The organism is Eisenbergiella sp. OF01-20, from assembly GCF_003478085.1.
Taxonomy (GTDB): domain Bacteria; phylum Bacillota; class Clostridia; order Lachnospirales; family Lachnospiraceae; genus Eisenbergiella.
In genome coordinates this window covers 110404-135332 of the sequence record NZ_QUES01000014.1, presented here as the reverse complement: position 1 = coordinate 135332, position 24929 = coordinate 110404, and the positions used below count along the sequence as shown (strand labels likewise).

The 24929-nt window shown below is 50.2% G+C and carries 26 protein-coding genes; 9 read left to right on the top strand and 17 right to left on the bottom strand.

The features are described 5' to 3' along the window. Window positions 1-62: 62 nt before the first annotated feature. The 9 genes from DXA36_RS17135 to DXA36_RS17095 form a co-directional block, all read right to left on the bottom strand. Window positions 63-521 carry a helix-turn-helix domain-containing protein gene (locus DXA36_RS17135; RefSeq protein WP_118680706.1) on the bottom strand — a complete coding sequence of 153 codons (459 nt, stop codon included), beginning with the start codon at window positions 519-521 and terminating at the stop codon, window positions 63-65. 104 nt (window positions 522-625) lie between these two features. Then, entirely contained in the window at window positions 626-1630 is a 1005-nt protein-coding gene (locus DXA36_RS17130; protein WP_118680705.1) for an HD domain-containing protein, read from the bottom strand. A 17-nt stretch (window positions 1631-1647) separates the two neighbouring features. Continuing rightward, entirely contained in the window at window positions 1648-2181 is a 534-nt protein-coding gene (locus DXA36_RS17125) for a GNAT family N-acetyltransferase (RefSeq protein WP_118680704.1), read from the bottom strand. Window positions 2182-2358: 177 nt separating this feature from the next. Next, a complete protein-coding gene (locus DXA36_RS17120) occupies window positions 2359-2994 on the bottom strand; it encodes a cytidylate kinase-like family protein (protein WP_118680703.1) in 636 nt (211 codons plus the stop codon). Between the two features lie 79 nt (window positions 2995-3073). Then, entirely contained in the window at window positions 3074-3784 is a 711-nt protein-coding gene (locus DXA36_RS17115; RefSeq protein ID WP_118680702.1) for an ABC transporter ATP-binding protein, read from the bottom strand. A 15-nt stretch (window positions 3785-3799) separates the two neighbouring features. Beyond that, window positions 3800-4558 (bottom strand): ABC transporter ATP-binding protein, encoded by a 759-nt coding sequence (locus DXA36_RS17110; RefSeq protein WP_118680701.1) that lies wholly within the window; start codon window positions 4556-4558, stop codon window positions 3800-3802. A 2-nt stretch (window positions 4559-4560) separates the two neighbouring features. Then, a complete protein-coding gene (locus DXA36_RS17105) occupies window positions 4561-5643 on the bottom strand; it encodes a branched-chain amino acid ABC transporter permease (protein WP_118680700.1) in 1083 nt (360 codons plus the stop codon). A gap of 11 nt (window positions 5644-5654) precedes the next feature. After that, window positions 5655-6536: a branched-chain amino acid ABC transporter permease gene (locus tag DXA36_RS17100; protein ID WP_118680699.1), complete on the bottom strand. Its 882-nt coding sequence runs from the start codon at window positions 6534-6536 to the stop codon at window positions 5655-5657. Between the two features lie 201 nt (window positions 6537-6737). Continuing rightward, the gene (locus tag DXA36_RS17095; RefSeq protein ID WP_118680698.1) at window positions 6738-8000 is read right to left on the bottom strand and encodes an ABC transporter substrate-binding protein; all 1263 of its coding nucleotides are present in this window, start codon (window positions 7998-8000) and stop codon (window positions 6738-6740) included. A 364-nt stretch (window positions 8001-8364) separates the two neighbouring features. Here DXA36_RS17095 and DXA36_RS17090 point away from each other — a divergent pair, with 364 nt between their 5' ends. The 3 genes from DXA36_RS17090 to DXA36_RS17080 are packed head-to-tail and all read left to right on the top strand — an operon-like array spanning window position 8365 to window position 11175. After that, entirely contained in the window at window positions 8365-9669 is a 1305-nt protein-coding gene (locus DXA36_RS17090; RefSeq protein ID WP_118680697.1) for a dicarboxylate/amino acid:cation symporter, read from the top strand. 50 nt (window positions 9670-9719) lie between these two features. After that, a complete protein-coding gene (locus tag DXA36_RS17085; protein WP_118680696.1) occupies window positions 9720-10094 on the top strand; it encodes a cytidine deaminase family protein in 375 nt (124 codons plus the stop codon). A gap of 55 nt (window positions 10095-10149) precedes the next feature. Then, the gene (locus DXA36_RS17080; RefSeq protein WP_118680695.1) at window positions 10150-11175 is read left to right on the top strand and encodes a zinc-dependent alcohol dehydrogenase family protein; all 1026 of its coding nucleotides are present in this window, start codon (window positions 10150-10152) and stop codon (window positions 11173-11175) included. Between the two features lie 134 nt (window positions 11176-11309). Here the strand turns inward: DXA36_RS17080 and DXA36_RS17075 are convergent, their stop codons facing one another. The 5 genes from DXA36_RS17075 to DXA36_RS17055 form a co-directional block, all read right to left on the bottom strand. Then, window positions 11310-12053 (bottom strand): PepSY domain-containing protein, encoded by a 744-nt coding sequence (locus DXA36_RS17075; RefSeq protein ID WP_118680694.1) that lies wholly within the window; start codon window positions 12051-12053, stop codon window positions 11310-11312. A gap of 219 nt (window positions 12054-12272) precedes the next feature. Next, window positions 12273-12668 carry a hypothetical protein gene (locus DXA36_RS17070; protein WP_147366611.1) on the bottom strand — a complete coding sequence of 132 codons (396 nt, stop codon included), beginning with the start codon at window positions 12666-12668 and terminating at the stop codon, window positions 12273-12275. A 200-nt stretch (window positions 12669-12868) separates the two neighbouring features. Further along, window positions 12869-14281 carry a sensor histidine kinase gene (locus tag DXA36_RS17065; RefSeq protein WP_118680692.1) on the bottom strand — a complete coding sequence of 471 codons (1413 nt, stop codon included), beginning with the start codon at window positions 14279-14281 and terminating at the stop codon, window positions 12869-12871. 5 nt (window positions 14282-14286) lie between these two features. Beyond that, window positions 14287-14958, bottom strand: coding sequence for a response regulator transcription factor (locus DXA36_RS17060; RefSeq protein ID WP_118680691.1), 672 nt, complete (start codon window positions 14956-14958; stop codon window positions 14287-14289). 218 nt (window positions 14959-15176) lie between these two features. Next, on the bottom strand, window positions 15177-15524 hold the full coding sequence (locus tag DXA36_RS17055) for a hypothetical protein (RefSeq protein WP_118680690.1): 348 nt from the start codon (window positions 15522-15524) through the stop codon (window positions 15177-15179). A gap of 257 nt (window positions 15525-15781) precedes the next feature. Between DXA36_RS17055 and DXA36_RS17050 the strand changes: the two genes are divergently transcribed. Next, complete coding sequence (locus tag DXA36_RS17050) at window positions 15782-16225, top strand: rhodanese-like domain-containing protein (RefSeq protein WP_118680689.1); 444 nt, start codon at window positions 15782-15784, stop codon at window positions 16223-16225. A gap of 152 nt (window positions 16226-16377) precedes the next feature. Here the strand turns inward: DXA36_RS17050 and DXA36_RS17045 are convergent, their stop codons facing one another. Further along, a complete protein-coding gene (locus DXA36_RS17045; protein WP_118680688.1) occupies window positions 16378-16680 on the bottom strand; it encodes a CD3324 family protein in 303 nt (100 codons plus the stop codon). A gap of 820 nt (window positions 16681-17500) precedes the next feature. Between DXA36_RS17045 and DXA36_RS17035 the strand changes: the two genes are divergently transcribed. The 5 genes from DXA36_RS17035 to DXA36_RS17015 all read left to right on the top strand — a co-directional run bounded on the left by DXA36_RS17035 (window position 17501) and on the right by DXA36_RS17015 (window position 22799). Continuing rightward, a complete protein-coding gene (locus DXA36_RS17035) occupies window positions 17501-18025 on the top strand; it encodes a helix-turn-helix domain-containing protein (RefSeq protein WP_182479127.1) in 525 nt (174 codons plus the stop codon). Between the two features lie 3 nt (window positions 18026-18028). Then, entirely contained in the window at window positions 18029-18742 is a 714-nt protein-coding gene (locus DXA36_RS17030) for an ABC transporter ATP-binding protein (RefSeq protein WP_118680685.1), read from the top strand. Beyond that, entirely contained in the window at window positions 18735-20348 is a 1614-nt protein-coding gene (locus DXA36_RS17025) for a hypothetical protein (RefSeq protein ID WP_118680684.1), read from the top strand. The genes DXA36_RS17030 and DXA36_RS17025 overlap by 8 nt, the downstream gene beginning before the upstream one ends. Before the next feature lie 153 nt (window positions 20349-20501). Beyond that, on the top strand, window positions 20502-21401 hold the full coding sequence (locus tag DXA36_RS17020; RefSeq protein ID WP_118680683.1) for a DUF2156 domain-containing protein: 900 nt from the start codon (window positions 20502-20504) through the stop codon (window positions 21399-21401). A gap of 87 nt (window positions 21402-21488) precedes the next feature. Further along, window positions 21489-22799, top strand: a complete 1311-nt coding sequence (locus DXA36_RS17015) for a M18 family aminopeptidase (RefSeq protein WP_118680741.1) — start codon at window positions 21489-21491, stop codon at window positions 22797-22799. Here the strand turns inward: DXA36_RS17015 and DXA36_RS17010 are convergent. Then, window positions 22781-24082 carry a sensor histidine kinase gene (locus tag DXA36_RS17010; RefSeq protein WP_118680682.1) on the bottom strand — a complete coding sequence of 434 codons (1302 nt, stop codon included), beginning with the start codon at window positions 24080-24082 and terminating at the stop codon, window positions 22781-22783. The genes DXA36_RS17015 and DXA36_RS17010 overlap by 19 nt on opposite strands. Before the next feature lies 1 nt (window position 24083). After that, on the bottom strand, window positions 24084-24758 hold the full coding sequence (locus DXA36_RS17005) for a response regulator transcription factor (RefSeq protein WP_118680681.1): 675 nt from the start codon (window positions 24756-24758) through the stop codon (window positions 24084-24086). Between the last annotated feature and the right edge of the window lie 171 nt (window positions 24759-24929).

Below are 24929 nucleotides of genomic sequence, written 5' to 3'. Positions count from 1 at the left end.
CTCACCATGCGGGTGCCCATGACAGCGGCACCCGTAACGGTTCTGCGCCTTCCAAAGTTATTTTATTCCTTTTTGCTGTTATTGCGGTATTTCAGACATACCAGAATGCAGATAGCCGTAGCTATCAGGAATTCCGCAAAAATAACGGATGGATTCCAGATTTGAAAATAAAAATGTCCGATAAAATAAACGGCAAATGCAATGAGATAAATTGCCAGGCAACTGAAAAGACAGTGGAAAAAGGCGTCCCGTTTCCGTTCTTTCTGTATCATTTCCTGTTGTTGCTTTTCCAGGATTTCCGTCTTAATAGAAAGCTCATCAATTTCGGACGGCTTCAGCAGATAATCGATGGTTACATGAAACAGGTCACTCATCGCCGGCAGCTTATCCGCATCCGGGACAGCCTGACCGGATTCCCATTTGGATACCGCCTGCCTGGAGACCTGGAGCTGTTCCGCAAGCTGCTCCTGTGTCATATTATTTGCCTTTCTTAGTTTTAGAATTTTTTCTGAAATATCCATAATTGGTACCTCCTTATTTTTATGGTTTCAAGATAACAAAAGCAGCGGTTGCACACCAGCAGGAGGACTGTATATTTGGTCAACTGCAGGTTGCAGATGCGTATCTATTTTGGGTTTATCGCGGTTATCCAGTAATCCGTATTCGTGGAAAGGAATTTTTTAATCTTTTGGGTTTGTTGATCAGAAACTGAAGATACGCGTCCCTGGGAAAGAACGTAAGGATCTATATATCGTTTTTTGGAAGATACACGTATCCACTTCCTATCAATATTACAGGAATTTTCCATAGAACGAATTGTTCGAGTAAAAGTGCAGAATTGATTCCAGGCCTTCTTTGTTTCAGGAACAGCTTTTATTTTGCTAATTACCTTTGGTTCGGTGGTATATAAATCATCATGTATGAGAATACCTTTATTCAACGCATAAAATAAGATATCGGCCAGATACTGCATGGCATATCTGTCATCATCTGATATATCATTGAAAGAATTTTTTAATGAGTAATTAAAGAAATCCTCAGCTTTATTTAAAGAATTAAACATGATCTCATCCTCCTTTGCTTCATTTTTCCCTATAATTAAATCAGAGTAATAAGAAGCAATGTCACTTAAGGATTTCAGCCCAAAACTCATAAACTTCCGGAAAGTATATTCCAGTCTGTCTGCAGACAGCTTAGGAGAACTATTATCAGCAATGGGATATATATGATAATTACATACAGCTTCAAGGGGAAGTGCGTATTTATCTAGTAGCTGCATAATCTGTTCCGACTTTGTTATGAATGCAGCAGTATCTGATTCGGTAGATTCCTGGAGAAGATAATCCTTATTTAAGAAATCAACTGTATGGGAAAAAACAGGTGTACTTATATCATGCAGCAATCCCGCAATGGTCTGCTTCCTGTCTCCGGTAAAATGCCATATGATAAGGGCAACGCCCAAACTATGTTCGAGACGGTTATATTTTATACAATGTCTATAAGCAGGAAAATTTGTATATTCACATCCACAATCCATTCCCAGTGTTTTCAGGCGCTGCATAGGTTCTGTATCGAAAAAATCACTAATGAACAGTGGTATTTCTTTATGATAAATACTGTTTAATAACATGTGGTGTCTCCTTATAACTATTGTATTGGTTTCAGTACTTTACTCAGATATAAAATCAAATCATCATCATTACAGCATTGGCTATAAGAGGTACAGATTCTGTCACGGTACCAGACTCCGGAACCGTCCGGTATATATCCTCTTTTTATGTACATCCGCTGGGCACTTCCGTAGCCGGCATGAAGGCCGACTCCGAGACAGACGATACCGGAGAGGTTTTGGGCCAGTCTTTCCGCAGTATCCATCAGGCGGGTACCAATGCCCTTGTTCCGATATTTTTCCAAAACGCCGAAATCCACTATTTCAGGTATATTTTTGTTGGCAAACGGACCGGCCGGACAGTTTAGGTATACATTAATATAGCCTGCAGGCAGGCCTTTATATTCTGCGGTAAGGGCGGCTGCGATTCCTTTTTGCTCGTCTGCAATCCGTCTTTTATATTTTTCGGGGGAAGCCTTCCATCCCTGTCTGCATTCCTCATCGCTGAAAATCTGCGGATCCGGCTCCTGCATCCGTCGTATAATTAGATTCGTGTCTTTATAGTAACTCATAAATATCCTCCTGGTATCGGCAGTTAGATTCGGGTTTTGCACTTGCGCACTTGCAGGTATATATCATAAGGGGTTCTGAGGCATAGGGATAAAACCAGCCCCCGGCTATCGAAAGATTACGATAGCCGGGGGCCGGTCATATCTTAAGGGATACCGGTAACGATCCGTTCGGTACAGTCATCCCTTCATCTGCGGGTCGAATTTCCTGCGGACTTCAATATAAGCCAGGATCGCTTCCACCGTACCGTCAAAACCAAGCCTGGAGCTGTCCAGCGACAGATCGTAATTCAGGGCATTTTTCCATTCTTTTCCGGTATAGTATTTATAATAATGTGCTCTGTATTCATCCGTTTTTGCGATGAGCTTCACCACTTCGTTCTCCGGCTGGCTGTTGACCTTCATAGCTTCACGCAGGCAGAAATCTGCCGGGGCATGGACAAAGACACGGGCGACACCGGGCATATCCTTCAATACGTGGTCGGCGCAGCGGCCGATCAGCACACAGGAGCCTTCGTCCGCCAGCTGGCGGATGATTTTGGCCTGGTAGTTAAACAGGTTATCGTCTCTTGTAAAGCCGGCGCTTTCCGGGGACAGCAGTTTGGCGTTGTGATAGCCGCCTGTGAAAAAAGCACGCAGGCTGTGTGTTTTTTTCTCGTCCTGGAACAGGGTGGGATTGATGCCGCTTTCTTCGGAGGCCATTGAGATAATTTCCCTGTCATAGTAAGGGATCTGCAGGCGTTCGGCCAGCATTTTCCCGACGGTCCGTCCGCCGCTGCCATATTGGCGTGCAATGGTAATAATTATTTTCTCCATAATATAAATCCTCCTGACTTTGCGTGGCAAAATGTGAGTTCATTAACGGGCAGGGGATTTTCCCCTTTGTTCCGCCCGGTTATTCACCCAGGTACGCTTTTTTGATGGATTCATCATCAAGAAGGGCGCGGGCCTCTCCTTCGTTAACGATTTTTCCGGTTTCCAGAACGTAGGCGCGGTTGGCGATGGAAAGCGCTTTTTTTGCATTCTGTTCCACAAGCAGGATGGTAACGCCCTGTTTATTGACTTCGGTAATGATTTTGAAAATTTCCGTTACGAATAAGGGCGACAGGCCCATGGAAGGTTCATCCATGAGGATAATCCGCGGCTGTGCCATCAGTGCGCGGCCCATAGCCAGCATCTGCTGTTCCCCGCCGGACAGGGTGCCTGCCAGCTGGCGGGTACGTTCCCGCAGCCTGGGGAAACGTTCATACACCATTTCCAGGGTGTCGGCAATCTCTTTTTTATTTTTGCGGGTATAAGCGCCCATCATCAGGTTTTCATATACGGTGAGGTTGGAGAACATCCGCCGTCCTTCCGGGACATGGGACATACCCAGTTTTACGATCTGGTTTCCGGGGACTGAGGAGATTTCCTTACCCTGAAAATTAATGGAACCGGATTTCGCAGGGAGGATGCCGCTGACGGTCTGCAGGGTAGTGGTTTTTCCGGCGCCGTTGGCGCCGATGAGGGCTACGATTTCGCCTTCGTCTACATGGAAAGACAGACCCTTCAGCGCGTGGATCATGCCATAATATACATTCAGATTTTCTACGGTAAGCATTGCCATGAATTAAGACCTCCTTTAATCGCCCAGATAGGCTTTGATGACCGCCGGATCGTTCAGTACCTGGGCAGGGGTTCCTTCTGCCAGCAGTTTGCCGAAGTTCAATACGTACAGATATTCGCAGATACCCTGTACCAGCTTCATATCGTGCTCGATGAGAAGGATGGTCACTCCGTATTTTTTGCGGACAAGGCTGATGGTATCCATCAGCTCCCCGGTCTCGTTGGGATTCATGCCGGCAGCAGGCTCATCCAGCAGAAGAAGCTTGGGGCTGGTGGCAAGCGCCCGGGAGATTTCCAGCTTGCGCTGTTTGCCGTAGGGCAGGTTGGAAGCCAGATCATAGGCGGAGCTGTCCAGGCCGAAAACACTAAGGATTTCCAGGGCTTTTTGATCCATTTCCTTTTCTTTCCGGGAAAAGCTGCCCAGATGGAGCATACTTTCGGCCAGGGAGTAGGTCACCTGGTTGTGAAGGCCTGTTTTTACATTATCGAGCACGGACAGTTTGGGGAACAGGCGGATATTCTGAAAGGTACGGGCGACACCCATTTTACAGATATCTGCCGGTTTTTTGCCGATCAGGTTTTTGCCGTCCAGGCGGATGCCGCCCTCCGTGGGCTGGTATACACCGGTAAGCATATTGAATACGGTGGTTTTTCCGGCGCCGTTGGGACCGATAAGGCCCACCAGGCCGCCTTCCTCTATCTGCATGGTCAGTTCATCCACCGCCCGCAGGCCGCCGAAGGAGATGCTAAGTTTTGTTACGTCCAGCATTGCCATAGTTATGCCTCCTCCTTATCAGATAATGCGGCCGTGTCCTTCGGATCACCGGCGCGGCGTGCCGCGCGTTTTTCCAGAAGACGTGTTTTCAGGCCGGAGTTATTGAAGATCATCATGGCGATGAGCAGAATCGCGTAAATAAGCATACGATAGTCGTTGAGACCGCGCAGCAATTCCGGCAGAACCGTAAGCAGGGCGGCGGCAACGATGGAGCCCCAGATATTTCCCAGTCCGCCGAGAACCACGAAAACCAGCACCAGGATAGAGGTGTTGAAGTCGAATTTATTGGCTGTAACCGTAGAGAAATTCATGGCATACAGGGTACCGGCCATACCGGCAAAGGCGGCGGAGATAACAAAAGCCAGAAGCCGGTAACGGGTGGCGGAAACACCGATGCTTTCCGCAGCGATGCGGTTATCGCGTACGGACATGACAGCGCGTCCTGTCCGGCTGTGGACGAGGTTCAGGATGAGGAACAGGGTGATGAGAATGAGGACGAAGCCGGAAGTAAAGGTGGATATTTTGGTGACTCCGCTGACTCCCATGGGGCCGTTGATGATCATCTTCCCTTCTTCCCCCAGTGTAAAACGCTGTTCCAGAAGGCTGAAATGGAGTCCGCTGCCATCCATTCCGATATAAAGTACATTTATAATATTTTTAATGATCTCGCCGAAGGCAAGAGTGACGATTGCCAGATAGTCCCCCTTCAGACGAAGGACGGGCACACCCACGATAACCCCGGCCAAAGCGGCGAAAATGCCCGCGATGACCATGGCAACAGCCAGCCGGAGAGGGGCAAAAGGAATCGCCTGTGCAAGGCTTGTGGTCACGACAATGCCGGTAAACGCGCCGACGGACATAAAACCTGCATGCCCCAGGGACAGTTCGCCCAGAAAGCCTACCGTCAGGTTGAGGGAAACCGCCATGACAATATAAGCGCATATGGGAACCAGCTGGCCCTTCAGGGAAGAGGATATATTTCCCGTGGATATCATGATCTGGATTATCACATAGGCAAGGATGACGATACCGAAGGAAACCAGGCTGTCACGCCTGCCTGTCAGCAGTTTTTTCATAGATTTCATACCGTCTCACCTCACACTTTCTCATTGATATGTTTGCCCAGCAGGCCGTCAGGCTTGACGATGAGGACAAGGATCAGCATCGCAAAAACCACGGCATCGGAGAGCTGGGTGGAAATATATGCCTTGGCGAAAATTTCAATAATTCCCAGAAGGATACCGCCCAGCATAGCCCCCGGAATGGATCCGATACCGCCGAAAACAGCAGCCGTAAAGGCCTTGATGCCCGGCATGGAGCCGGTGGTGGGCATAAGCGTGGGGTAGGCGGAGCACAAAAGGACGCCGGCAACAGCCGCCAGCCCGGAGCCGATGGCAAAGGTTATGGAAATGGTGGAATTCACGCTGATTCCCATGAGCTGTGCGGCTCCCTTATCCTCGGATACGGCGCGCATGGCGGTCCCTGTCTTGGTTTTTGTGGTGAACAGTGTCAGCGCTGTCATAATGACGATACAGGCCAGGACGGTGACAATAGTAACACCGGATATGGTAAGCTGTCCGTCAAAAAGCTTCAAGGACCAGTTCCCTACGACGGAGGAGAAGGTCTTGGGGCTGGAACCCCAGATGAGAAGGGCGGCATTCTGCAAAAAGTAGGATACACCGATAGCCGTGATGAGCACGGCAAGGGAAGGTGCTTTGCGCAGAGGCTTATAAGCCAGACGTTCCACAACGATGCCCAGAGCGGTACAGACAACGATGGAAAGCAGGACGGATATAAAAGGGGAAAGGCCCAGATAGCTGGTGGTACAGAAGGATATGTAGGCCCCCACCATGATAACATCCCCATGGGCGAAATTCAGCATTTTTGCAATACCGTAAACCATCGTATAGCCGAGTGCGATGATAGCATAGATGCTGCCCAGGCTGATGCCGCTGATCAGATACGATAAAAAGGTCATGGGATACACCTCACTTTTTCTTGGTGTCGTTGGCCCAGGGCGACGGTCCGCAGGGCAGACAGCCGCCCTGCACCAACGACTTGATTAAGGAACCAGGGGGTAACAGTCCGGATTTACGGAACTGATACAACAAGGGAGCAACCTATCGTGGAATGATAGCGCGCTCCCTTGCGGCAGTTGAATTATGACGGATCCGTTATCTTACAGACCTACATAAGTACCGTTTTCAATAATCATACCCTTGGGGCTCTTGGATACGGCACCTGTGGAATCCCAGGTTACGCCGTTGCCGGTAAGGCCGTCAAAGGTAAGGGAAGGGAAAGCCTGGATCATCAGGTCACACAGTTCCTCGGCAGTCTTATCTGCTGTTGCGCCGGCAGCTTCGAGGGCTGCTTTATAAGCATAAATACAGTCATAAGCATCTGCGGCAAACTGGTTGGGGACATCGCCGAACTGCTCTTTGTATTTATTTACGAAGCTCTGGGTCTTTGCATCCTCTGCATCCGCATTGAAAGGGGTCAGCAGCATTACACCTTCTGCCAGGGAGGTATCGAAGCCTTCCAGGGTCAGGATTCCGTCCATGCCGTCAACGCCGAATACGGTAGGAGTGTAGCCCATGTCGCTCGCCTGCTTGAGAATCAGGGAAGCGGGCTGATAATAAATAGGCAAGAACAAAAGATCTGCGCCTGCATTTTTAGCTTCTCCCAGCTGAACGGAGAAATCATTGGAGCTGGCATCCGTGAATGTGGTTGCGGATACGATTTCCAGCCCCTTGGTTTCCGCCTGGGCTTTGAATTTCTCATAGATTCCGCTGGAGTATACATCGTCGTTCCGGTAGATAACGGCAATCTTTGTACCCAACTGCTTTTCGGCTATGTAATCGGCGGAAGCGGTACCCTGGTTGGGATCCGCGAAACACATCTGGTATACGTTATCCTTTCCGTCGGTTACAGCCGTAGAGGATGCGGAAGGGGTCAGGGCAAAAATACGGTCTGCAAAATGCTCCGTGGAAATCGCTTCACAGGGCTTCGTGGTAACGGAACCGAGGGAAAGCTGGATTCCCCAATCCTTCAGGGCATTGTATGCGGAAACTGCTTTTTCCGGGTCATTTTCATCATCTTCGTATTTCAGTTCAAACTGGATGGCTCCGCCTTCTGCGTTGATTTCATCAACGGCAATCTGTGCGCCGTTTTTAACCGCATTTCCGTAAATGGCAGCAGCGCCTGTAAGCGGTGCTGTGCCGCCGATTTTGAATACACCGCCGGCAGCTGTGCTTCCTGCTGTGTCTGCGGCAGCGCTTTCGTTGGTATCCGCCGCAGCGCTGTCCGCCGCGTCGGTACCTGCCTGAACGGATTCCGCGGGGGCTGCCGGTGTCGTCTCAGCTGTGGCGCCTGTGTTACCGCAGCCGGCAAGGATACCGGTGCACATAACGGCAGCGCAGAAAATACTAAGTGCTTTTTTCATAAGTAGTTCCTCCTCATATATTAGTTTGGTGAACAATTGTCTCTGACAGAAACACATCTGTCTTTCTGAACAATTTGGTTGTATTATACACCAGTTTCTATAGGTAGGCATAACTTTTTTGCATATTTTAATTTTTTCAGCAATTTTTTGGCTTTCGGGGCTATTTTTAGATGGATTTTCGGCGATATGGCATGAGAAAGAAAAAAGATTGGATAATATTGGGCCTGCGTATCGTCCGTGCAGCCTGAAACGCAGCGGTACTGAGATCGCAAAAAGGGATAAACGCAGCGGATAAACGGAATACTAGATGCAGGAAGGGCTGCTGGAGAACTATAGGAAGCATACGTTCAGGGGAAGAGGATAAATGAGAAAAAAGAAAAAAAATCTGACAACGGTTATTTTTATTGCCCTTCTTTGCGGGGCGCTTGCCGGTTTGGCGCTGAATCTGTGGATCCCGGCAGGGTATATCCGGGATACGGTTATCATTGACGGTATTTTTTATGTGATCGGACAGGGGTTTATCCGCCTGATGCAGATGCTGGTAGTCCCTCTTGTATTCTGTTCTCTTGTCTGCGGCAGTATGGCCATAGGGGATACCAAAAGGCTGGGCAGGGTGGGCGTGAAAACCATAGGATTCTATCTGCTGACGACAGCGGTGGCTATCAGTGCGGCAATTTTCCTTGCCGGCCTGATTAATCCCGGTCTGGGGCTGGAGCTGGAGAAAATCCAGGGGACGGAAACCGCGGCTGCGGAAAAAACAAACTTTGTGGATACGGTTTTGCATATAATTCCCACCAATCCCCTGGAGGCCCTGGCGAAGGGGGAAATGCTGCCGATTATCCTTTTTGCCCTGATTCTGGGAGTCATCCTGGCTCATCGGGGAGAAAAAGCGGATATGGTTTCTTCCTTTTTCAGCCAGTTTAATGATATAATAATGGATATGACGATGGGCGTTATGACGCTGGCTCCTGCGGGGGTATTCTGCCTGATAGCCCGAACCTTTGCCGGCCTGGGGCTTGATGCGTTTGTCCCGCTGCTGAAATATATGCTTGCCGTGATTCTGGCGCTGGCGGTGCAGGGGCTTGTGGTGTATCAGGTACTCCTGAAGCTGTTTACGGGGCTGAGCCCGATCCGGTTCCTGCATAAATTTGCCCCCGTGATGGCCTTTGCTTTCTCCACCGCCACCTCCAATGCCACCATTCCCCTTTCCATTGATACCCTTTATAAAAAAATGGGAGTGAGCAAGAAAATATCCTCCTTCACGATCCCTCTGGGCGCCACCATCAATATGGATGGTACGGCGATCATGCAGGGAGTCGCGGTGGTATTTGCGGCGCAGGCCTTCCAAATACACCTGTCGGCGGCGGATTTCCTGACGGTAATAGCTACGGCTACCCTCGCTTCCGTGGGAACGGCAGGCGTGCCCGGCGTGGGTCTGATTACCTTGTCCATGGTATTTCAATCCGTAGGGCTGCCGGTGGAGGCAATCGGCCTGATAATGGGGATTGACCGGATTCTGGATATGACAAGGACCGCAGTCAATATCACAGGGGATGCGGTATGCACTACGATTGTGGCGAAACAGGACGATGCGGTGGATGTGGATGTTTACAACAGAAAGGATGCCGGGGATCCCATGCCGGACAGACGCCGGCGGGAAGGCAGATAAGTCTTGCTTTCCGTAAAAGAAACCGCTATGATGATAGGAGGAAAAGGAAAATGGAATTTGAAGAACTGACGGATATTGCATACCGGACATTAAATCCCAGGGATCTGTCGGAGAGCGCCAGCGCCGGAAGCGTTGCAGCGGCTCTGCTTACGGATCAGGGGAATGTATACAGGGGTGTTTGTATCGATACACCCTGTTCCATGGGCTTTTGTGCGGAGCACGCGGCGATTGCGGCTATGGTTACCGCGGGGGAAAGCCGGATAGTAAAGCTGGTGGCAGTGAACCGGGAGGCAGGGATTGTACCGCCCTGCGGACGGTGCCGGGAGTTTATGTACCAGATTAACCATGCAAATCTGGACTGCCGGATACGGCTGAAGGATAAGGAGCTTACGCTGGAGGAGCTTCTGCCGGAACGGTGGGAATGAATGGCTAATATCCCGCGGCAGAATGACGGGAATAAAAAGGGGAGGGTATAGTAAAATGAAAAGTGCGGTATTTTATGGGAAACATGAGGTAAGGATTGAGGAGCGCCCGATGCCGGAGACCGGCCCGGAGGAAGTGCTGATTCAGGTGAAGGCATGCGGGGTATGCGGAACGGATGTACATATTTATGAAGGGGACAAGGGCGCTGCGGAAGTGACGCCGCCCACCATATTGGGCCATGAATTTTCCGGCGTGGTGGTGAAAACAGGAGAACGGGTCACCGGTTTCCGGGAAGGGGACAGAGTCTGCATCGATCCCAACTGCTGCTGCGGAGCCTGCGAGGCATGCAGAAACGGTGCCGCTCATTTCTGCGGACACATGATAGGATACGGGACTACGGTAAACGGCGGTTTTGCAGAATATTGTGCCGTGAATTACCGGCAGGTTTACCGGCTGGGGGATAAAACCACTTTTGAACAGGGAGCTATGGCCGAGCCCGTGGCCTGCTGTCTGCACGGACTGGATATGTGCGAAATCAGGCCCGGCCACCAGGTTGTGGTCATAGGGGGCGGTATGATCGGGCTTCTTATGGTACAGCTGGCAAAGCTGGCCGGGGCGGCTAAGGTTGCTCTGCTGGAGCCTGTGGAAGGGAAAAGAGAAGTGGGAAGGAAGCTGGGAGCCGATATCTGCATTGATCCGATCCATGAGGATGGGAAAGCGGTTCTTGAAGGGGCCGGAATGACCTGGGTGCAGACGGTTATCGAGTGTGTGGGACGTCCGTCCACTATCGAACAGGCGATTGCTCTTGCAGGGAAGAAAGCGGTGGTGATGATGTTCGGGCTGACGAAGCCGGAAGAAACGGTTTCCATAAAGCCCTTTCAGATATTCCAGAAGGAGCTTGTGCTCAAGGCATCTTATATCAATCCGTACACCCAGAAGAGGGCGCTTGATTTGATCGATTCCGGCCGTCTGGATGTGAGCAGCATGATATATGACGTCTGCGGCCTGGAACAGCTGGAGGATATCCTGAGCCGTCCGCAGCTGCGGGCAAACGGCAAATATATTATAGCACCTGATAAATAAAACAACCCGCCTGCAATGCTTTCTGCGTGAAGAAGAATCTGGCAGAAGCCATGCGGGCGGGATTTTTTCCCTTTGCTGAAAGGGAGAGGGATACGAATGTAAGCATTCAATTTGTCTGAACGGCCGCGAACGAATCAGTCGTAGATAGATTCCGACTCCCATTCCAGGATTTTTCCGGTTGCGGCATCAATATCAAATTCATATTTAATCTCGTTATATACTATTTTGATTTCATATTTCATTCTTCCGTCGTCATAATCGGTTTTCAGTCTCAGATTGCTTTCCGTTGCGCCGGGCACCTGCTCCAGCGCTATTTTTTTAGCGTCCGCTTCACTGATGGATCCGGCAGGAGCGGCCGTATTTGCATTGCCCGTACCCGTGTTCTGATGATGATCGTCGTCCAATTCCGTATCAAAGCTGCGGATGGTTCCTGTAACAGCATCGATATCATAATCGTATTCGGTATTTCCCGCATAGAATTTCACTTCATATTCCACTACACCGTCATCGGAATCCAGTTTCAGTTTAAAATAAGAAATATCTTCGTCTTTCAAACCGGCATGTTCCAGAGCGATTTTTTTGGCCTCCGCTTCGCTGATGTAGGCTGTCTGCCCGCCGGCCTGTGTATTGCCTGCCAGGGCCTGTGCGGAAGCGCCTCCGGCTGCAATAGGAACCGTTTCGCCTGCTGCAGGCAGTGCGTCGTCATTTTTGTTTTCTGTGACCTGCAGGTTGGAAGCCGATGCGCCGGCGGCAAGGGATTCCTGCGTGGATGTAATCTGCTGTGTTACTAAATCCTGGGAATCCTGACTGCCGCAGGCAGTGAGCAGTGCGGCGGATAAGCCAAGAGCGGGAAGCAGGATATATAAATTTCTTTTCATAACATGTTTCTCCTTTCGGGTGTTTCCTTTTGATGAGTTAAGGATAACGTGTAAAGATTAAAAGAACATTAAAAAAGAATAAAAAGATGCCGGCTGATAATCCTAGTAAATGATTACCATAGCCGGCATCCCTTTCCTTTCTGTCAGAAGCGGGACCACCTTACGCATCTGCGTATCGTCCTGAACCGTTCCCCCAATTCCCGCTTCGGGGTATCTGACTTATAGGATTCGCTGTATAACCTGTGTAAGTATTTCGCACTTATACTCATCATCCATATCGGAAGAGGACAGGAGATTTTGTATAATTTCCAGCTTAGTTACGCCGGTATCCTTTGTCTGGGGCTTCGTGGCCTCCAGCATTTTCTGAAGTAACGCAATCATACACTGGTTAGTCCGTTCCCTGTTTTCCACCACGTTGCTGATAGCCATGGCGGTGTCACCTTCTGCGTGCTCCAGCTGTCCCAGGGCATCCCTGATATACCGGGAATCATCCATGATCTGATCGATTTTACGGATGATATAAGACATATCGGGTTCTGCATCCGTTCCGGCAGCTGCGGTTTCCTGTACCGGTTCCTTCTGGGAAGTCTGGTTTAAAATATCTTTTACGTTCATAAATTCACCCTCCGTAATATCCGGCGGGCACGCAAGGCAGATGGTTGTCTCGTTGACGAAGCGTGCCCTGCCGTTCTTAACAAGACCTCTGGCACGTTTGGGCCAGGTGGCTTCATATACATTTCCCTGCGCATCAATTACAGATATGTTTTTTATAATGGGTGCCCTCCCCCCTGTCTGATGCCTCATGCTGCGTTTTTTTATATGGGTGTCTCCCCCTGCCCTTTCATTATACTTCCCCGGACGCCCTCCTGTAAAGCCGTTTCCCAGGAAAAGGTAAAAGCAGTTCCTTCACCGGGCGTGCTTTCCACACGGATGGTTCCGCCGTGAGCTTCGGTAATCCATTTGACCATAGGCAGCCCCAGTCCGGCCCCTTCCCTTTCACCGGAGCTTCTGGCGGGATTCACCTGGTAAAAACGTTTCCATATCTTATCCAGTTTATCCTTCTCAATGCCGATACCGTTGTCGGATACCGAACCGGTAATGCGGCTTCCGTCGCTGGTGAGCGTGATCCGGGTCGTTCCGTTTTCCCTGCCGTAGGTAATACTGTTGGATAGCAGATTGATGAAAAGACGCATCATCATGGTTTCATCGCCGCGGAAAAGGATATCCGGCTGAATATGGGTTTCCAGGGTGATCCCTTTGGCGGCAGCTATGCTTTTTTGCTCTTCGGCTGTGATTTCCGCCAGTTCACTCAGGTTCAGCAGTTCATAATGGAGCTTCTGGGTTCCCTTATCCGCGCGGGCCAGGGTGAGCAGCTGGGAAATAAGGGAGGACATTTTCCGGGACTGGCCGGCAATGGTACGGACGCAGTCCTGTACCTCAGAAGGAGAGGTATCCTCCTGCAATGCATATTCGCATTGGGAAAGGATGACCGTAACCGGGGTGCGCAGCTCATGGGAAACATCGGAGGTGAACTGCTTTTCGTTTTCAAAGGATTCCTCCAGTTTGTCCATCATCCGGTCAAAGGTATGGGCCATTTTATGTACCTCATCCTTTCCGGCTCCCAGCCGGATGCGCCGGGATAGATCGCTGCCTTCGCTGATTTTCCGCGCGGTATCCGTCATAGCGGCCAAAGGGGCCAGGGTGCGGCGGATAATAAAATAACCTCCTGCGGCGATGCAGAGGACAAAAAAGGGGAGAAAAACAAGGGCCAGCCGTACGACGGTCGCAAGCGCGGCATCCGTCTGGGTCTGGGAGGCGATACCCCGTACCCACAGGTTGCCGTACCCTTCTATTTTCTGGCAGTAATCATAGACATACCAGAGGGTCTGGCCGGAATCCACCTGCTGGATTTCATCCATAACCAGTACGGGAGCTCCGTTGAAAAGGGAGGGGATTCTTCCGTACAGCAGTTTTCCCCCGGTATCGTATACCGAGATATAGATTCCTTCCCCCAGAAAATTGATATCGTTATCAAATTCCAGCACACCATCCTCATAATCGATTTCATGGAAGCTTCTCGTCACGGTGTCCTTAAGCCGGAGGCGGGCATTGGAAAGGAGCCTGCTGTTGCTGATATATAGAAGCAGCCAGAGGATTCCTATTACAAGAAGGGTCATAAATAAGGTATACCACAGAGTGATTTTCAGTTTGATTGACAGATTCTTCATAGGTTTCAGGCCTCTTTCAGCACATAGCCCGCACCCCGTACCGTATGGATCAGTTTCGGGGTAAAGCCGTCGTCGATTTTCTTCCGGAGATACCGGATATATACGTCCACCACGTTGGAGCCGCCTTCATAGTCATAATTCCATATATGCTGTTCTATTCTTTCCCGGGAAAGGACGATTCCCTGATTGCAGACAAGGTATTCCAGGATGGAGAATTCTTTGGAGGACAGGGTGATGGCTGCGTCATCACGAAAGGCCGTCCTGGCATCGCAGTCCACAGTCAGGTTGGCGATCCGGTAGCAGTTATCGGACCGGCCTCCTTCCCTGCGCAGCATCACCCGGATGCGCGCCAGCAGTTCCTCAAAAGCAAAGGGCTTTACCAGATAATCATCGGCGCCGGAGTCCAGGCCGGCAACCCTGTCACGGACACTGTCCCGGGCGGTGAGCAGTAAAACAGGGGTTTTATTCCCTGCGGAGCGCAGCTTCTGCAATACCTCAAGGCCGCTGACCCGGGGCATCATTATGTCCAGGATAATGGCATCATATTCGGCCATGGCAAGGAAATCCAGGGCCTCCTGCCCGTCCAGGCAGGAATCCACGGAATAGTGGTTCTTCTGCAAAGTTTTGGTAATGACCTGGTTTAAATCTTTTTCATCCTCAGCAATCAATAAGCGCATGACAGTCTCCTCCTGACGGCACGATTTTGTAAAGCAAGCCCTTAAGTGGCCTGCTGACAGCCCTGGTATTGCACACCCTTACCGGGGGATCGGCGATGGACACCGGCAAGCAGATTTTCAGGTTTTCACGGAGATGAAAAGGCGGAAAAACGCAAAGTGTACCGCTTTGCACTGCTTTCCGCTGCTAAGAACTGCTAAAGGGGAGATACGCAGCCGAACTATACAACGTTCTCACCCAATAAGATTCTAGGCATTGTAGTCAGGCAACGATTCCATCTTTTATAAAACTGCTCCAATCCAAGCTTGGAAACGCGGGCATGGGTTTCTTCATCCTCAAGTGTCCAGTGCAAAATATATGTGACTTTACCCACCCATTTTGTCAAGCGGACAGGCGGTTTCCCTTCCTTGACAGCGTTGAAATCCTCTTGCCGGTGTGTGCGTTTGATATACTTCACATCGATAACCCCGGGTTGTGAAAGATAGAATTCGGCAACCTCTTTCATTAAAGCTTCTATTTCATCTTGTTTATCAATTTTCGCTTCATAAATACAAATTTCATTAAACACTCCAACCCCTCCTCCAATCATACTGCCAGCTTTTTCATTTTAATATGAGCATATGGAAATGTCAAACAGCTCCCGGGTGCAGATAAAAAAGTATGGCGTCCCCGCCCCTTTTGTTTTCTGACTTCATGGGCCTTTCCAACTGGTAAAAGGATAATATCACCTTTGAATAGTAATTACTTAAAGCAGGAAAATATTTTTCTTGACAGAAATAACTGTAACTAATATAATTACAGTATAAAACGAAAAGGAGGCACTATATGAGGAACGGAATAAAAAGGGCAATAATGGTTATTCTTATTACCGGAGTCCTGGCAGGCGTGCTCACAGCCTGCGGGAACCGCAGTGAAAATACGGAAACAGTACAGGAGGAAGCAATGAAAGGGGAATATCATAAAATAACAGCAGAAGAAGCAAAAAACAGAATGGATTCCGATGACACTATTATCATTCTGGATGTGAGAACACAGGAGGAATATGAGGAAAGCCATATTCCGGGAGCTATCCTGATACCGAATGAAAGCATAGGGACAGAAAAGCAGGAACAGCTGCCCGATATGGACCAGGAAATCCTTGTGTACTGCCGCAGCGGAAACCGCAGCGCCCAGGCGGCAAAAAAGCTGGTGGAAGCAGGGTACACACAGATTTATGATTTTGGCGGAATCATGGACTGGCCGTATGAAACGGAAAGCGGAATAGAATAGCAACAGAGCCCGCAACGGCAATACTTCCTGCAGGATGTAATCCTGCGTGAGGGGAGTATTCCAGTTCTGCGGTGCTCTGTTTTTTTATGGAACACAAGGATGGCCGCGGAGGTGATATCCGTAACCTGCTTTCCGCAGTTTTTTGCGGTATTTCAGGTAGGCGGCTGTACCGCCTGCGGCGAAAGATCCGGCCGGTTCCCATATATAATTTTTCTCACCGTATTTTCTGCCAGATGGAAGGTCCCGGCAAGCTCGGGTACCGTGCTGCCGGCCTGGTACAGGCGGTACATTTCCTGATTCCTTTTTCTGTAAAAGCTCCGGGAGCCATTGGTTTCTCCCCAGCCTTTTCTCCGGGATTCCTCCGGGATATAGAGAAGTCTTTCCCCATTTGTATAGCGGCGGATTTCCGCCAGCAGATCTTCCGGTAGTATTTGTGCTGCATTTACGCATTTCATAAGCTATCCGCTCCTTATTATTTTTTTGATAATAAGTGCAGAACACGAATATGTGATGCGGTTTCCGTATTCTCCCCGTACAGAGCATTTTACCTTACCGGCCTGTGGGCACAGGGCCTTTGGCAAAGAAAAATGCCTTCACATAATCAATGCTCTGCAGGGGATAATTTTTGTCTTTGGATATGTTTTTTAAAAATTTCATCCGATTTGTGATTCATTTGTCAACCGCCTCCTTTACCTGGCGGGAAGCTGCGGGAGATAGGTTATGGCCCGCAGGCCCCGTGGAAATCTGTCTTTTCCGGAAGAACTCCGGTAAAAATATTCGTTGTCAGATCCAGTATAGCAAGTGGGCGGGGGGATGTAAAGGAGGATACGTTCTGGGGGTGCAGATAAAAAAGGTAGGTGTCACCCGCCCCGGCTTCCCTGTGCGGCCTGCTGCCCTGCAAGGTTCCTTCCAGGGGACGCTTCCGCTCGGATAATCACGCAACGGTACTAAGGCCGCAAAGGACGCAGCCTAAGGACCGGCGTGCTTATAAGGCCCCTTACAGGAATCCTTGCAGGGCAGCAGGCCGCACAGGGAAGCCGGGGCGGGTGACGCCTACCTTTTTTATCTACACCCACGTTCTGGAGCAGCAGAATTGAACGGTTACTATTACGTTACCACTCCTTACTGTGCATTTACTGCACAGGGTAACATATTATGGAAACTGTATTATTGGGTTGACACAGTGATACAAAGGTGGTAGTATCAGGATGTGATAAATATTATTAATGGTGATAATAATATCATTTTTGATAATAATCGAAAGGGATGATGGTTATGGACCAGCAGGAATTTATTCGGGTGGTAATGAATCCTGTAAGGCAGCGTATTGTTCAGTATTTGATATTGCATGGGGAAGGGACGGCGGCTTCTATAAAGGAGGAGCTGAGTGATATCCCCACCGCCAGCCTGTACCGGCATATCAGGGTGCTTTATGATGCAGGCTGTATTGAGGTGGTACGGGAATGCAGGAAACGGGGAACCGTGGAGAAAACATATGCCCTGGTAAAGGAGCCGATGGGGGAATATGACAGGAATGGCGTGGAGGGGCTGGTACAGTCCGCCTTGTTTTCCCTGATGGCATCCTTTACCGCTTATTTCGGCAGGAAAGGCAATGATCCGGTTAAGGATATGCTGAGTCTGAGCAGTTCCACCCTGCTTCTTACGGATGAGGAGTTCGTGGAGATGACGGGGAAAATCGGAGCCGTATATAATGATTACATTTATAACAAGCTGGAGGAAGGGCGCAGGCCCAGAAGGCTTACCTTTATTTCCTCTCCGTGTGAGGAAGAACAGGAGTGAAGCATGTTAGAGATCATACATTTTTCAAAAACATATAAGGGCGGTAAGAAGGCCGTTTCCGATCTGAACCTGGAGATTCTGCCAGGGGATATTTATGGATTTATCGGACATAACGGGGCTGGGAAAACCACTACAATTAAGGCGGCGGTGGGAATCCTGGACTTCGGGGAAGGGGAGATTCTCATTAACGGGCATTCGATAAAGAAGGAACCTATGCTCTGTAAATCCATGCTGGCTTATATTCCGGATAATCCGGATTTATATGAGCATCTTACAGGAATCCAGTATCTGAATTTTATTGCGGATATCTTCCGGCTGGATTCCGGGGTGCGCACGGAAAGGATACGGGAATATGCGGAGCAGTTCGGGATTACAGACAGCCTGGGAGACCTGATTTCTTCCTATTCTCATGGCATGAAGCAGAAGCTTGCTATTATATCGGCCCTGATTCACAAACCGAAGCTGTTGGTTCTGGATGAGCCTTTTGTGGGGCTGGATCCCAGCGCCTCCGTGGTGCTCAAGCAGAACATGCATACACTCTGCGCGGAGGGCAGCGCCATCTTTTTTTCCACCCATGTCCTGGATGTGGCGGAAAAGCTGTGCAATAAAATAGCTATTATAAAAAATGGAGAACTTGTAGTGTCCGGGGAAACAGCCGCCCTGACCCATGGGAAATCTCTGGAAGAGGTATTTATGGAGGTGGTCAAAGGTGATTAGCCAAAGCGTAAGGCTTTTAAAGATCCAGCTGTTAAGAGGATTCGGTATCAATGAAGTGGTTCATTGCAGAGACGGTAAGAAAAAAGGCCGCCTGATACTTATGCTTTCCGTATATATTCTGCTCGGGGTGATGCTGGCATTCTATACGGCAGGAGCCGCTTTTATTCTGTGCTTTGCGGGGGCGGCGGAAAGTGTTCCCGGGTTTGTGGTGGCGGTCTCCAGTCTGGCCATATTTATTTTTACCTTATTTAAAGCGGGACCGGTTCTGTTTTCCGCAGGGGATTTTGAGATGCTTACAGCGCTTCCCATCCGGCCTTTTTCCATCATTGTAAGCCGCCTGCTTCACATGTATCTGAGTTCCCTTCTGCTGTCTTCGCTGACAGTGGTTCCGGCGAGCCTGGTATATGGCGTCATGACCGGCCCGTCCCCTTATTTTTATGGGGCAGCTGCGGTAAGCCTTTTGTTCGTGCCTCTGGTGCCGCTGACTGCGGCATCCTTCCTGGGTACTTTGATAATGGCCGCCGGTTCCAGGGTTAAGCATAAAAATATGCTGGTTATTTTTCTTTCTCTGTTTTGCACCCTGGGAATCCTGGCCGCATCCATTGTATTTTCCATGCGGGCGGAGGACATGAATCTGGCGGATATGGCAGGTATGATTACGCTGGGAGTGGAGAAGGTCAACGGGGTGTATCCGTTATCAGGGCTGTATACCGCGGGGATTACCGGCGGAAATGCTGCGGCTAACGCGGGATTTATGGCGGTATCGTTCGGCACCTTCCTGCTGTTCGCCGCTTTGGTCCAATGGAAATATGTGAGCATCAGCAGTGCCCTGCGCTCCCATGCGGCCAAAAAGAACTACCGGATGCAGGCACAAAAAAAGAACTCCCTTCTCAAAGCGCTGTATATAAAAGAGATGAAACGGTATTTGGCATCCAACATTTATGTACTGAATACATTAATCGGATATGTTCTTATGGTGGGCGCAGCCATATTGCTGGCATTTACAGGGATGGATAAACTGGAATCCTATCTGGCTTTGGGAGGCGGGGAAGGGTTCACGATGCCTTTTTCCATAGGAAGCATCCTGCCGTTTCTTTTGTCCCTTATGATCATGATGGGAAGCACCACTTCTTCTTCTATATCCATGGAAGGAAAACAGTGGTGGATACCCAAATCCCTGCCGATTCCCACCCGGACGATTCTGGATGCAAAAATGATGGTCGCCTTCACGCTTTCGGTACCTGCCATCCTGCTTTCCGCTGTCATCCTGATACTTTCCGGGCAGACCGGCGGTGAGACTCCCATCTGGCTGATCCTGGTTCCCGGATCCTATGCCTGTTTTGCGGCGGTGTTCGGAATTACCATTAACCTCAAAATGCCCGTTTTCAACTGGGACAATGAAACGACGGTAATCAAACAAAGCGGTTCCACTATGATAACCGTCCTGGGAGGAATGCTGTTCGCCCTGGTTCCCGTAGGCCTGCGTGTGCTGCTGCCGGGGATCCCTTCCGATTTATTCATGGGCGTTATTACCGCGGTGCTCCTGGCAGTCTCCCTGCTTTTATATCAGATAAACAGCCGGTGCGATCTGCGAAAAATAGATTAAGATAACTCCTGACAGCCGGCCCTTTGTGTCCTGCGGCATCCCCGGCTCCCCTCCCCTGCTTTTCCCTGGGCCGGCTGAACGGTTACGGATTGTTACTCCCATGATTGTATTTTTCTCATTCAGGGTATACTATAGACCAGTTGAGGTGGTACAATGGAAATTACATGGAAAAAAATTGCACTGCAGGATAAAGAGGAGATCAGTTCCTATTATAAGAAAATGCCGGTGAGAAACTGTGAGTTTACCTTTGCCAATAATTATTTATGGGCACCCTTTTATCAAATCCGCTGGGGAGTGGCAGAGGGGAGGCTGGTGTTTTTATCCGGGGAGGGTGACTTTTCTGTCAGCTTCCCTCAGGGAGATATGCCGCTGGGACCGGTGGTGGAAGCGCTGCTGGCCTATTTTAAAGAGCTGGGGAAGGCGTTCCGTATGCATCTGGTCAGCCCGGATCAGTTTCAGGAGCTGGAAGCGCTGTATCCGGGTAAATTCGAAATCGCTTACAACCGGGATAAGGCGGATTATGTGTATGAAAGGGAAAAACTCCTCACGCTGGCCGGGAAAAAGCTTCACGGAAAGAGGAACCATATAAACAAATTCAAGGGGAATTATCCGGACTGGAGCTACGAACCTGTGACGGCGGAGAATGAGGAGGAATGCCTGGAACTGGCGAAGCGCTGGCGTACCCTCAATGGCTGTGAAGAGGATGAGGAGAAGTCGGAGGAGCTGTGTGTGACAATGAATGCGCTGCAGATGCGGGAGGCGCTTGACCTGCGGGGAGGCCTGATCCGCGCCGGCGGCCGTGTGGTGGCTTTTTCCTTAGGAGAGCCTTGCGGAGAGGGCATGTTTGTTGTTCACATGGAAAAGGCCTACCCGGATGTACAGGGGGCCTATCCTATGATAAACCAGCAGTTTGTGGAGCATGAAACGGAAGGCTTTCCCTACATCAACCGGGAAGAGGATACCGGCGCGGAGGGCCTGCGCAAAGCCAAGCTTTCTTATTATCCCGCTTTTATGATGGAGAAAGGGACGGTCACTGTCAGACAGCAATTTTAATTCCGGCGTTGCTAAAAATACTGTAATCTATAGCCCTTTTCACCTATTTTAACCTAGCAGTGCCAAGACGCACAGATGGGAGAAGAAATGGATAAGAAGAATACACGAACAGAAGATATTACAGAAGGGCTGTTTCAGTTTATTGACAACAGCCCGACCGCATTCCATGCGGCCGCCAATGCCGCCGCTGCGCTTGAGAAGGCAGGATATGTCCGGATAACCGGGGAAGAGGAAGCCGGGATAAAACCCGGAGGAAAATATTACAGGACCAAAAATGATTCCGCATTGATTGCTTTCCGGCTTCCGGAGGGAAGGATAAGCGGCCTGCGTATTGCAGCATCCCACAGTGATTCCCCCTGCTTTAAGGTGAAGGAGACACCGGAGATGGAGGTAGAAGGGCATTATGTGAAGCTGAATACGGAAGGTTATGGCGGTATGATTATGTCAACCTGGCTGGATCGGCCCCTGTCCATAGCGGGCCGGGTAATCGGAAAGGAAAACGGCAGACTGGTCACCCGCCTTCTGAATATTGACAGGGATTTATGCATCATCCCCAATGTGGCCATTCACTTTAACCGGGAAATCAACAAGGGCTTTGCGTACAATCCCCAGGTGGATCTCCTTCCGCTGTACGGCGGCGGAGCGGAGGAGGGGACGAAAATGACACTGAAATCATTATGTGCCGATACCCTGGGGATGGAAGCGGATCAAATCCTGGCTTCCGACCTTTATCTCTACTGCAGGGAAAAAGGGAGACGTATGGGGGTGCAGGGGGAATTCATCGGTTCTCCCAGACTGGATGATCTGCAGTGCGCTTACGGGACGCTCCGGGGATTTCTGGACGCGGAGAAGGAAGAAGGGGCGGGCGGAGAATACGGCGCCGTGTATGCCCTTTTCGATAACGAAGAAATCGGAAGCGGGACAAAGCAGGGGGCGGATTCTACCTTCCTTTCCGATATCGTGGACTGTATCTGCGATGCGTATGGTTTAAACGGTATGCAAAAGAGGGATCTTCTTGCCGGAAGCTTTCTCTTATCCGCGGACAATGCCCACGGGGTCCATCCCAACCACCCGGAAAAATCGGATCCGACCAGCAGGCCTTATGTAAACGGCGGTATTGTGCTGAAATTCCAGGGAAGCCAGAAATATACCACAGATGCCTGGTCCGCAGCTGTGGTCCGGGATATCTGCCGGGAGCAGGATATCCCCTGCCAGAATTTTGCCAACCGGGCGGATGTGCCCGGAGGATCTACCCTGGGAAACATATCCTCGGCCCATGTTTCCATACCTGCGGCGGATATCGGCCTGGCCCAGCTCGCCATGCATTCGGCCTTTGAGACAGCAGGGGAAAAGGATACGGAATACCTGGTGCGGCTGTGTCAGGGCTTTTTCCGGTAGGAACCCAGGGAAGCGGTAAAGGTGGCGCCGCCTCCCGGGGAGTCGGAAACCGTGATGGTTCCATGATGCGCCTCCATGATTTCCCGGGCAATGGACAGTCCCAGCCCGAAGTGGCCGGAATCCTGGCGCGAGGCATCGCCCCGGTAAAAACGGTCAAACAGATGGGCTTTTATGGTGTCCGGAATTCCCGGCCCATTATCCGACACGGTAAAAAAAGTGGTCTTGTCCTGCTGACGCAGGGATAACGTGATCCGGCTGCCGGAGGGACAAAAGCTGAATGCATTATGAAGTAAAATGGACAACACCTGGCGGATGCGATCGCTGTCGCAGACAAGAGGTGTTGTTTTTTCTTCCGGGAGCTGTATGGAAAGATGATATCCTTTTTCCCGGGCCAGAAGCTGGGAGGCTTCAAAGAGATCCAGAAGAAGCGTGTCCGGTTCACAGGGAGCGGGACGGATGGCAAAGGAATGGCTGTCCGCGCCGGCCAGCGTGAGCAAATCGGAAATCAGGCGCGACATGGCTTCCCCTTCCTTCTTTATGATATCCAAAAACACGCCCTGTTCCTGTGGGGAGGCCTTCCGGCAGGCATTTCCTGCCGAGAGGATGACGGAAAGAGGGGTTCTGAGTTCATGGGATGCGGCGGCCACAAATTGAATCTGGCTCTGCCGGCTTTTTTTCAGAGGCTGTAAAAACAGGCCTGTAAACAGGTAGGAAAAGAAGGCGAGGACAAAAGCCGCCGAAACCACCAGGATCAGAAAGGTATGCCGCTGGGTCAGGATACGTTCCTGCAGGTTTTCTGTGGACTCCAGAATTAAAATGGTGAGAGTGCCCGTATCACGCGAAGAAAAAGCGATGCAGCCAAAATAATCCTCATTTTTATCTGCATCGGTGGAAAAAGAAAATTCCCGGTGCTGTATGGTAAAAGGCAGGGTGGAAGGAAAATCCCCGGAATGGGAATCATAATAATCCCAGCCGGCCTTCAGCGCTTCCCGGTAACCGGAAGCATGTTCCTGGTTTCCCCACAGAAACGCCTGATCATTGTCCCTGATACTCAGAAAATACTTTCCGTTTCCCTCCATTTTGGAAAGCCATTCATGGGTGATGATCGTCTGGTTTTCCAGATTGGAAAGCAGGGTATTCATATCATTTTGAAAGGAAGTAAAGCTGGTTTCCTTCAGGTTCTTTTCGGAGACATACAGATAGCTGCAGGACATGAGTACAAGAACCAGAATGGTGATTCCTGCACATAAAAGGGTGAGGCGGCGGTGTACTTGACGGAACATCTCAGCCCTCCTCTATACGATACCCGATGCTGCGGACGGTTTTCAGCTGCACACGGCTTCCCACCGCCTTCAGACGTCTGCGGAGAAAATAAATGTAGTTATCCAGATTCCCCTCCTCCACGTCGCTGTCCGGCCCCCAGACACGGCAGAGCAGAATCTGGCGGGAAAGAGACTGGCCGATATTCCGGAGAAAGGTTTCCATAAGCGCGCCCTCCCGCCTGGAAAGGGAGCAGGTATCCTCCGGTCCGGTAAGCCTTGCTTCCTCCGGTTCAAAGCTGATATCGGCGAAGGTAAGCTTCTCAGAGGCTTCCATCCGCCGCGGCCGTCTGCCTATACTGCGGATACGGGCGGCCAGTTCTTCAAAATCAAAGGGCTTCACCAGATAATCGTCGGCACCGCAGTCAAGCCCCGTTATTTTATCCGTAAGGGCCCCCAGGGCGGTGAGCATGATGACAGGCGTCATGTTCCCTTTCCGGCGCATTTCCGTCAGAACCCCGATTCCGTCCAGCCTGGGCAGCATCCGATCCAGAAGGATCAGATCATAAAGCCCCTCATTCAAATAGTAACAGGCCTCTTCGCCGTCCAGACAGGAATCCACCGCAAAGCCTTCTTTCTCCAGCTGGTAGGTAAGCGTCTTGTTCAGTTCGTTATCATCTTCTACAAGTAAAAGTTTCATGGTTTTCCTTTTTCATAAGTAATGAATTTGCCGGTTTTTCAGATGCCGCCGTTTCTTTTACTCTAATTTTAAACAGGGAGGCTGTCAAGCTGTTGTGCCAATTTCCTGAAATTGTAAGTCCGGGACTAAAAAACCATTATTTTCAGCATATCATAGAAGTCTCTAAGGTTT

Excerpts from the sequence above, each read along its gene's own strand:
- DXA36_RS17020 (WP_118680683.1), top strand. The coding sequence starts at position 20,502 with ATGGAAATTACATGGAAAAAAATTGCACTGCAGGATAAAGAGGAGATC.
- DXA36_RS17065 (WP_118680692.1), bottom strand. The coding sequence starts at position 14,281 with ATGAAGAATCTGTCAATCAAACTGAAAATCACTCTGTGGTATACCTTA.
- DXA36_RS17070 (WP_147366611.1), bottom strand. The coding sequence starts at position 12,668 with ATGAACGTAAAAGATATTTTAAACCAGACTTCCCAGAAGGAACCGGTA.
- DXA36_RS17015 (WP_118680741.1), top strand. The coding sequence starts at position 21,489 with ATGGATAAGAAGAATACACGAACAGAAGATATTACAGAAGGGCTGTTT.
- DXA36_RS17105 (WP_118680700.1), bottom strand. The coding sequence starts at position 5,643 with ATGAAATCTATGAAAAAACTGCTGACAGGCAGGCGTGACAGCCTGGTT.
- DXA36_RS17080 (WP_118680695.1), top strand. The coding sequence starts at position 10,150 with ATGAAAAGTGCGGTATTTTATGGGAAACATGAGGTAAGGATTGAGGAG.
- DXA36_RS17035 (WP_182479127.1), top strand. The coding sequence starts at position 17,501 with ATGGACCAGCAGGAATTTATTCGGGTGGTAATGAATCCTGTAAGGCAG.
- DXA36_RS17095 (WP_118680698.1), bottom strand. The coding sequence starts at position 8,000 with ATGAAAAAAGCACTTAGTATTTTCTGCGCTGCCGTTATGTGCACCGGT.
- DXA36_RS17085 (WP_118680696.1), top strand. The coding sequence starts at position 9,720 with ATGGAATTTGAAGAACTGACGGATATTGCATACCGGACATTAAATCCC.
- DXA36_RS17030 (WP_118680685.1), top strand. The coding sequence starts at position 18,029 with ATGTTAGAGATCATACATTTTTCAAAAACATATAAGGGCGGTAAGAAG.
- DXA36_RS17125 (WP_118680704.1), bottom strand. The coding sequence starts at position 2,181 with ATGAGTTACTATAAAGACACGAATCTAATTATACGACGGATGCAGGAG.
- DXA36_RS17115 (WP_118680702.1), bottom strand. The coding sequence starts at position 3,784 with ATGGCAATGCTTACCGTAGAAAATCTGAATGTATATTATGGCATGATC.
- DXA36_RS17120 (WP_118680703.1), bottom strand. The coding sequence starts at position 2,994 with ATGGAGAAAATAATTATTACCATTGCACGCCAATATGGCAGCGGCGGA.
- DXA36_RS17010 (WP_118680682.1), bottom strand. The coding sequence starts at position 24,082 with ATGTTCCGTCAAGTACACCGCCGCCTCACCCTTTTATGTGCAGGAATC.
- DXA36_RS17005 (WP_118680681.1), bottom strand. The coding sequence starts at position 24,758 with ATGAAACTTTTACTTGTAGAAGATGATAACGAACTGAACAAGACGCTT.
- DXA36_RS17045 (WP_118680688.1), bottom strand. The coding sequence starts at position 16,680 with ATGAAATGCGTAAATGCAGCACAAATACTACCGGAAGATCTGCTGGCG.
- DXA36_RS17130 (WP_118680705.1), bottom strand. The coding sequence starts at position 1,630 with ATGTTATTAAACAGTATTTATCATAAAGAAATACCACTGTTCATTAGT.
- DXA36_RS17135 (WP_118680706.1), bottom strand. The coding sequence starts at position 521 with ATGGATATTTCAGAAAAAATTCTAAAACTAAGAAAGGCAAATAATATG.
- DXA36_RS17090 (WP_118680697.1), top strand. The coding sequence starts at position 8,365 with ATGAGAAAAAAGAAAAAAAATCTGACAACGGTTATTTTTATTGCCCTT.
- DXA36_RS17050 (WP_118680689.1), top strand. The coding sequence starts at position 15,782 with ATGAGGAACGGAATAAAAAGGGCAATAATGGTTATTCTTATTACCGGA.
- DXA36_RS17100 (WP_118680699.1), bottom strand. The coding sequence starts at position 6,536 with ATGACCTTTTTATCGTATCTGATCAGCGGCATCAGCCTGGGCAGCATC.
- DXA36_RS17075 (WP_118680694.1), bottom strand. The coding sequence starts at position 12,053 with ATGAAAAGAAATTTATATATCCTGCTTCCCGCTCTTGGCTTATCCGCC.
- DXA36_RS17110 (WP_118680701.1), bottom strand. The coding sequence starts at position 4,558 with ATGGCAATGCTGGACGTAACAAAACTTAGCATCTCCTTCGGCGGCCTG.
- DXA36_RS17060 (WP_118680691.1), bottom strand. The coding sequence starts at position 14,958 with ATGCGCTTATTGATTGCTGAGGATGAAAAAGATTTAAACCAGGTCATT.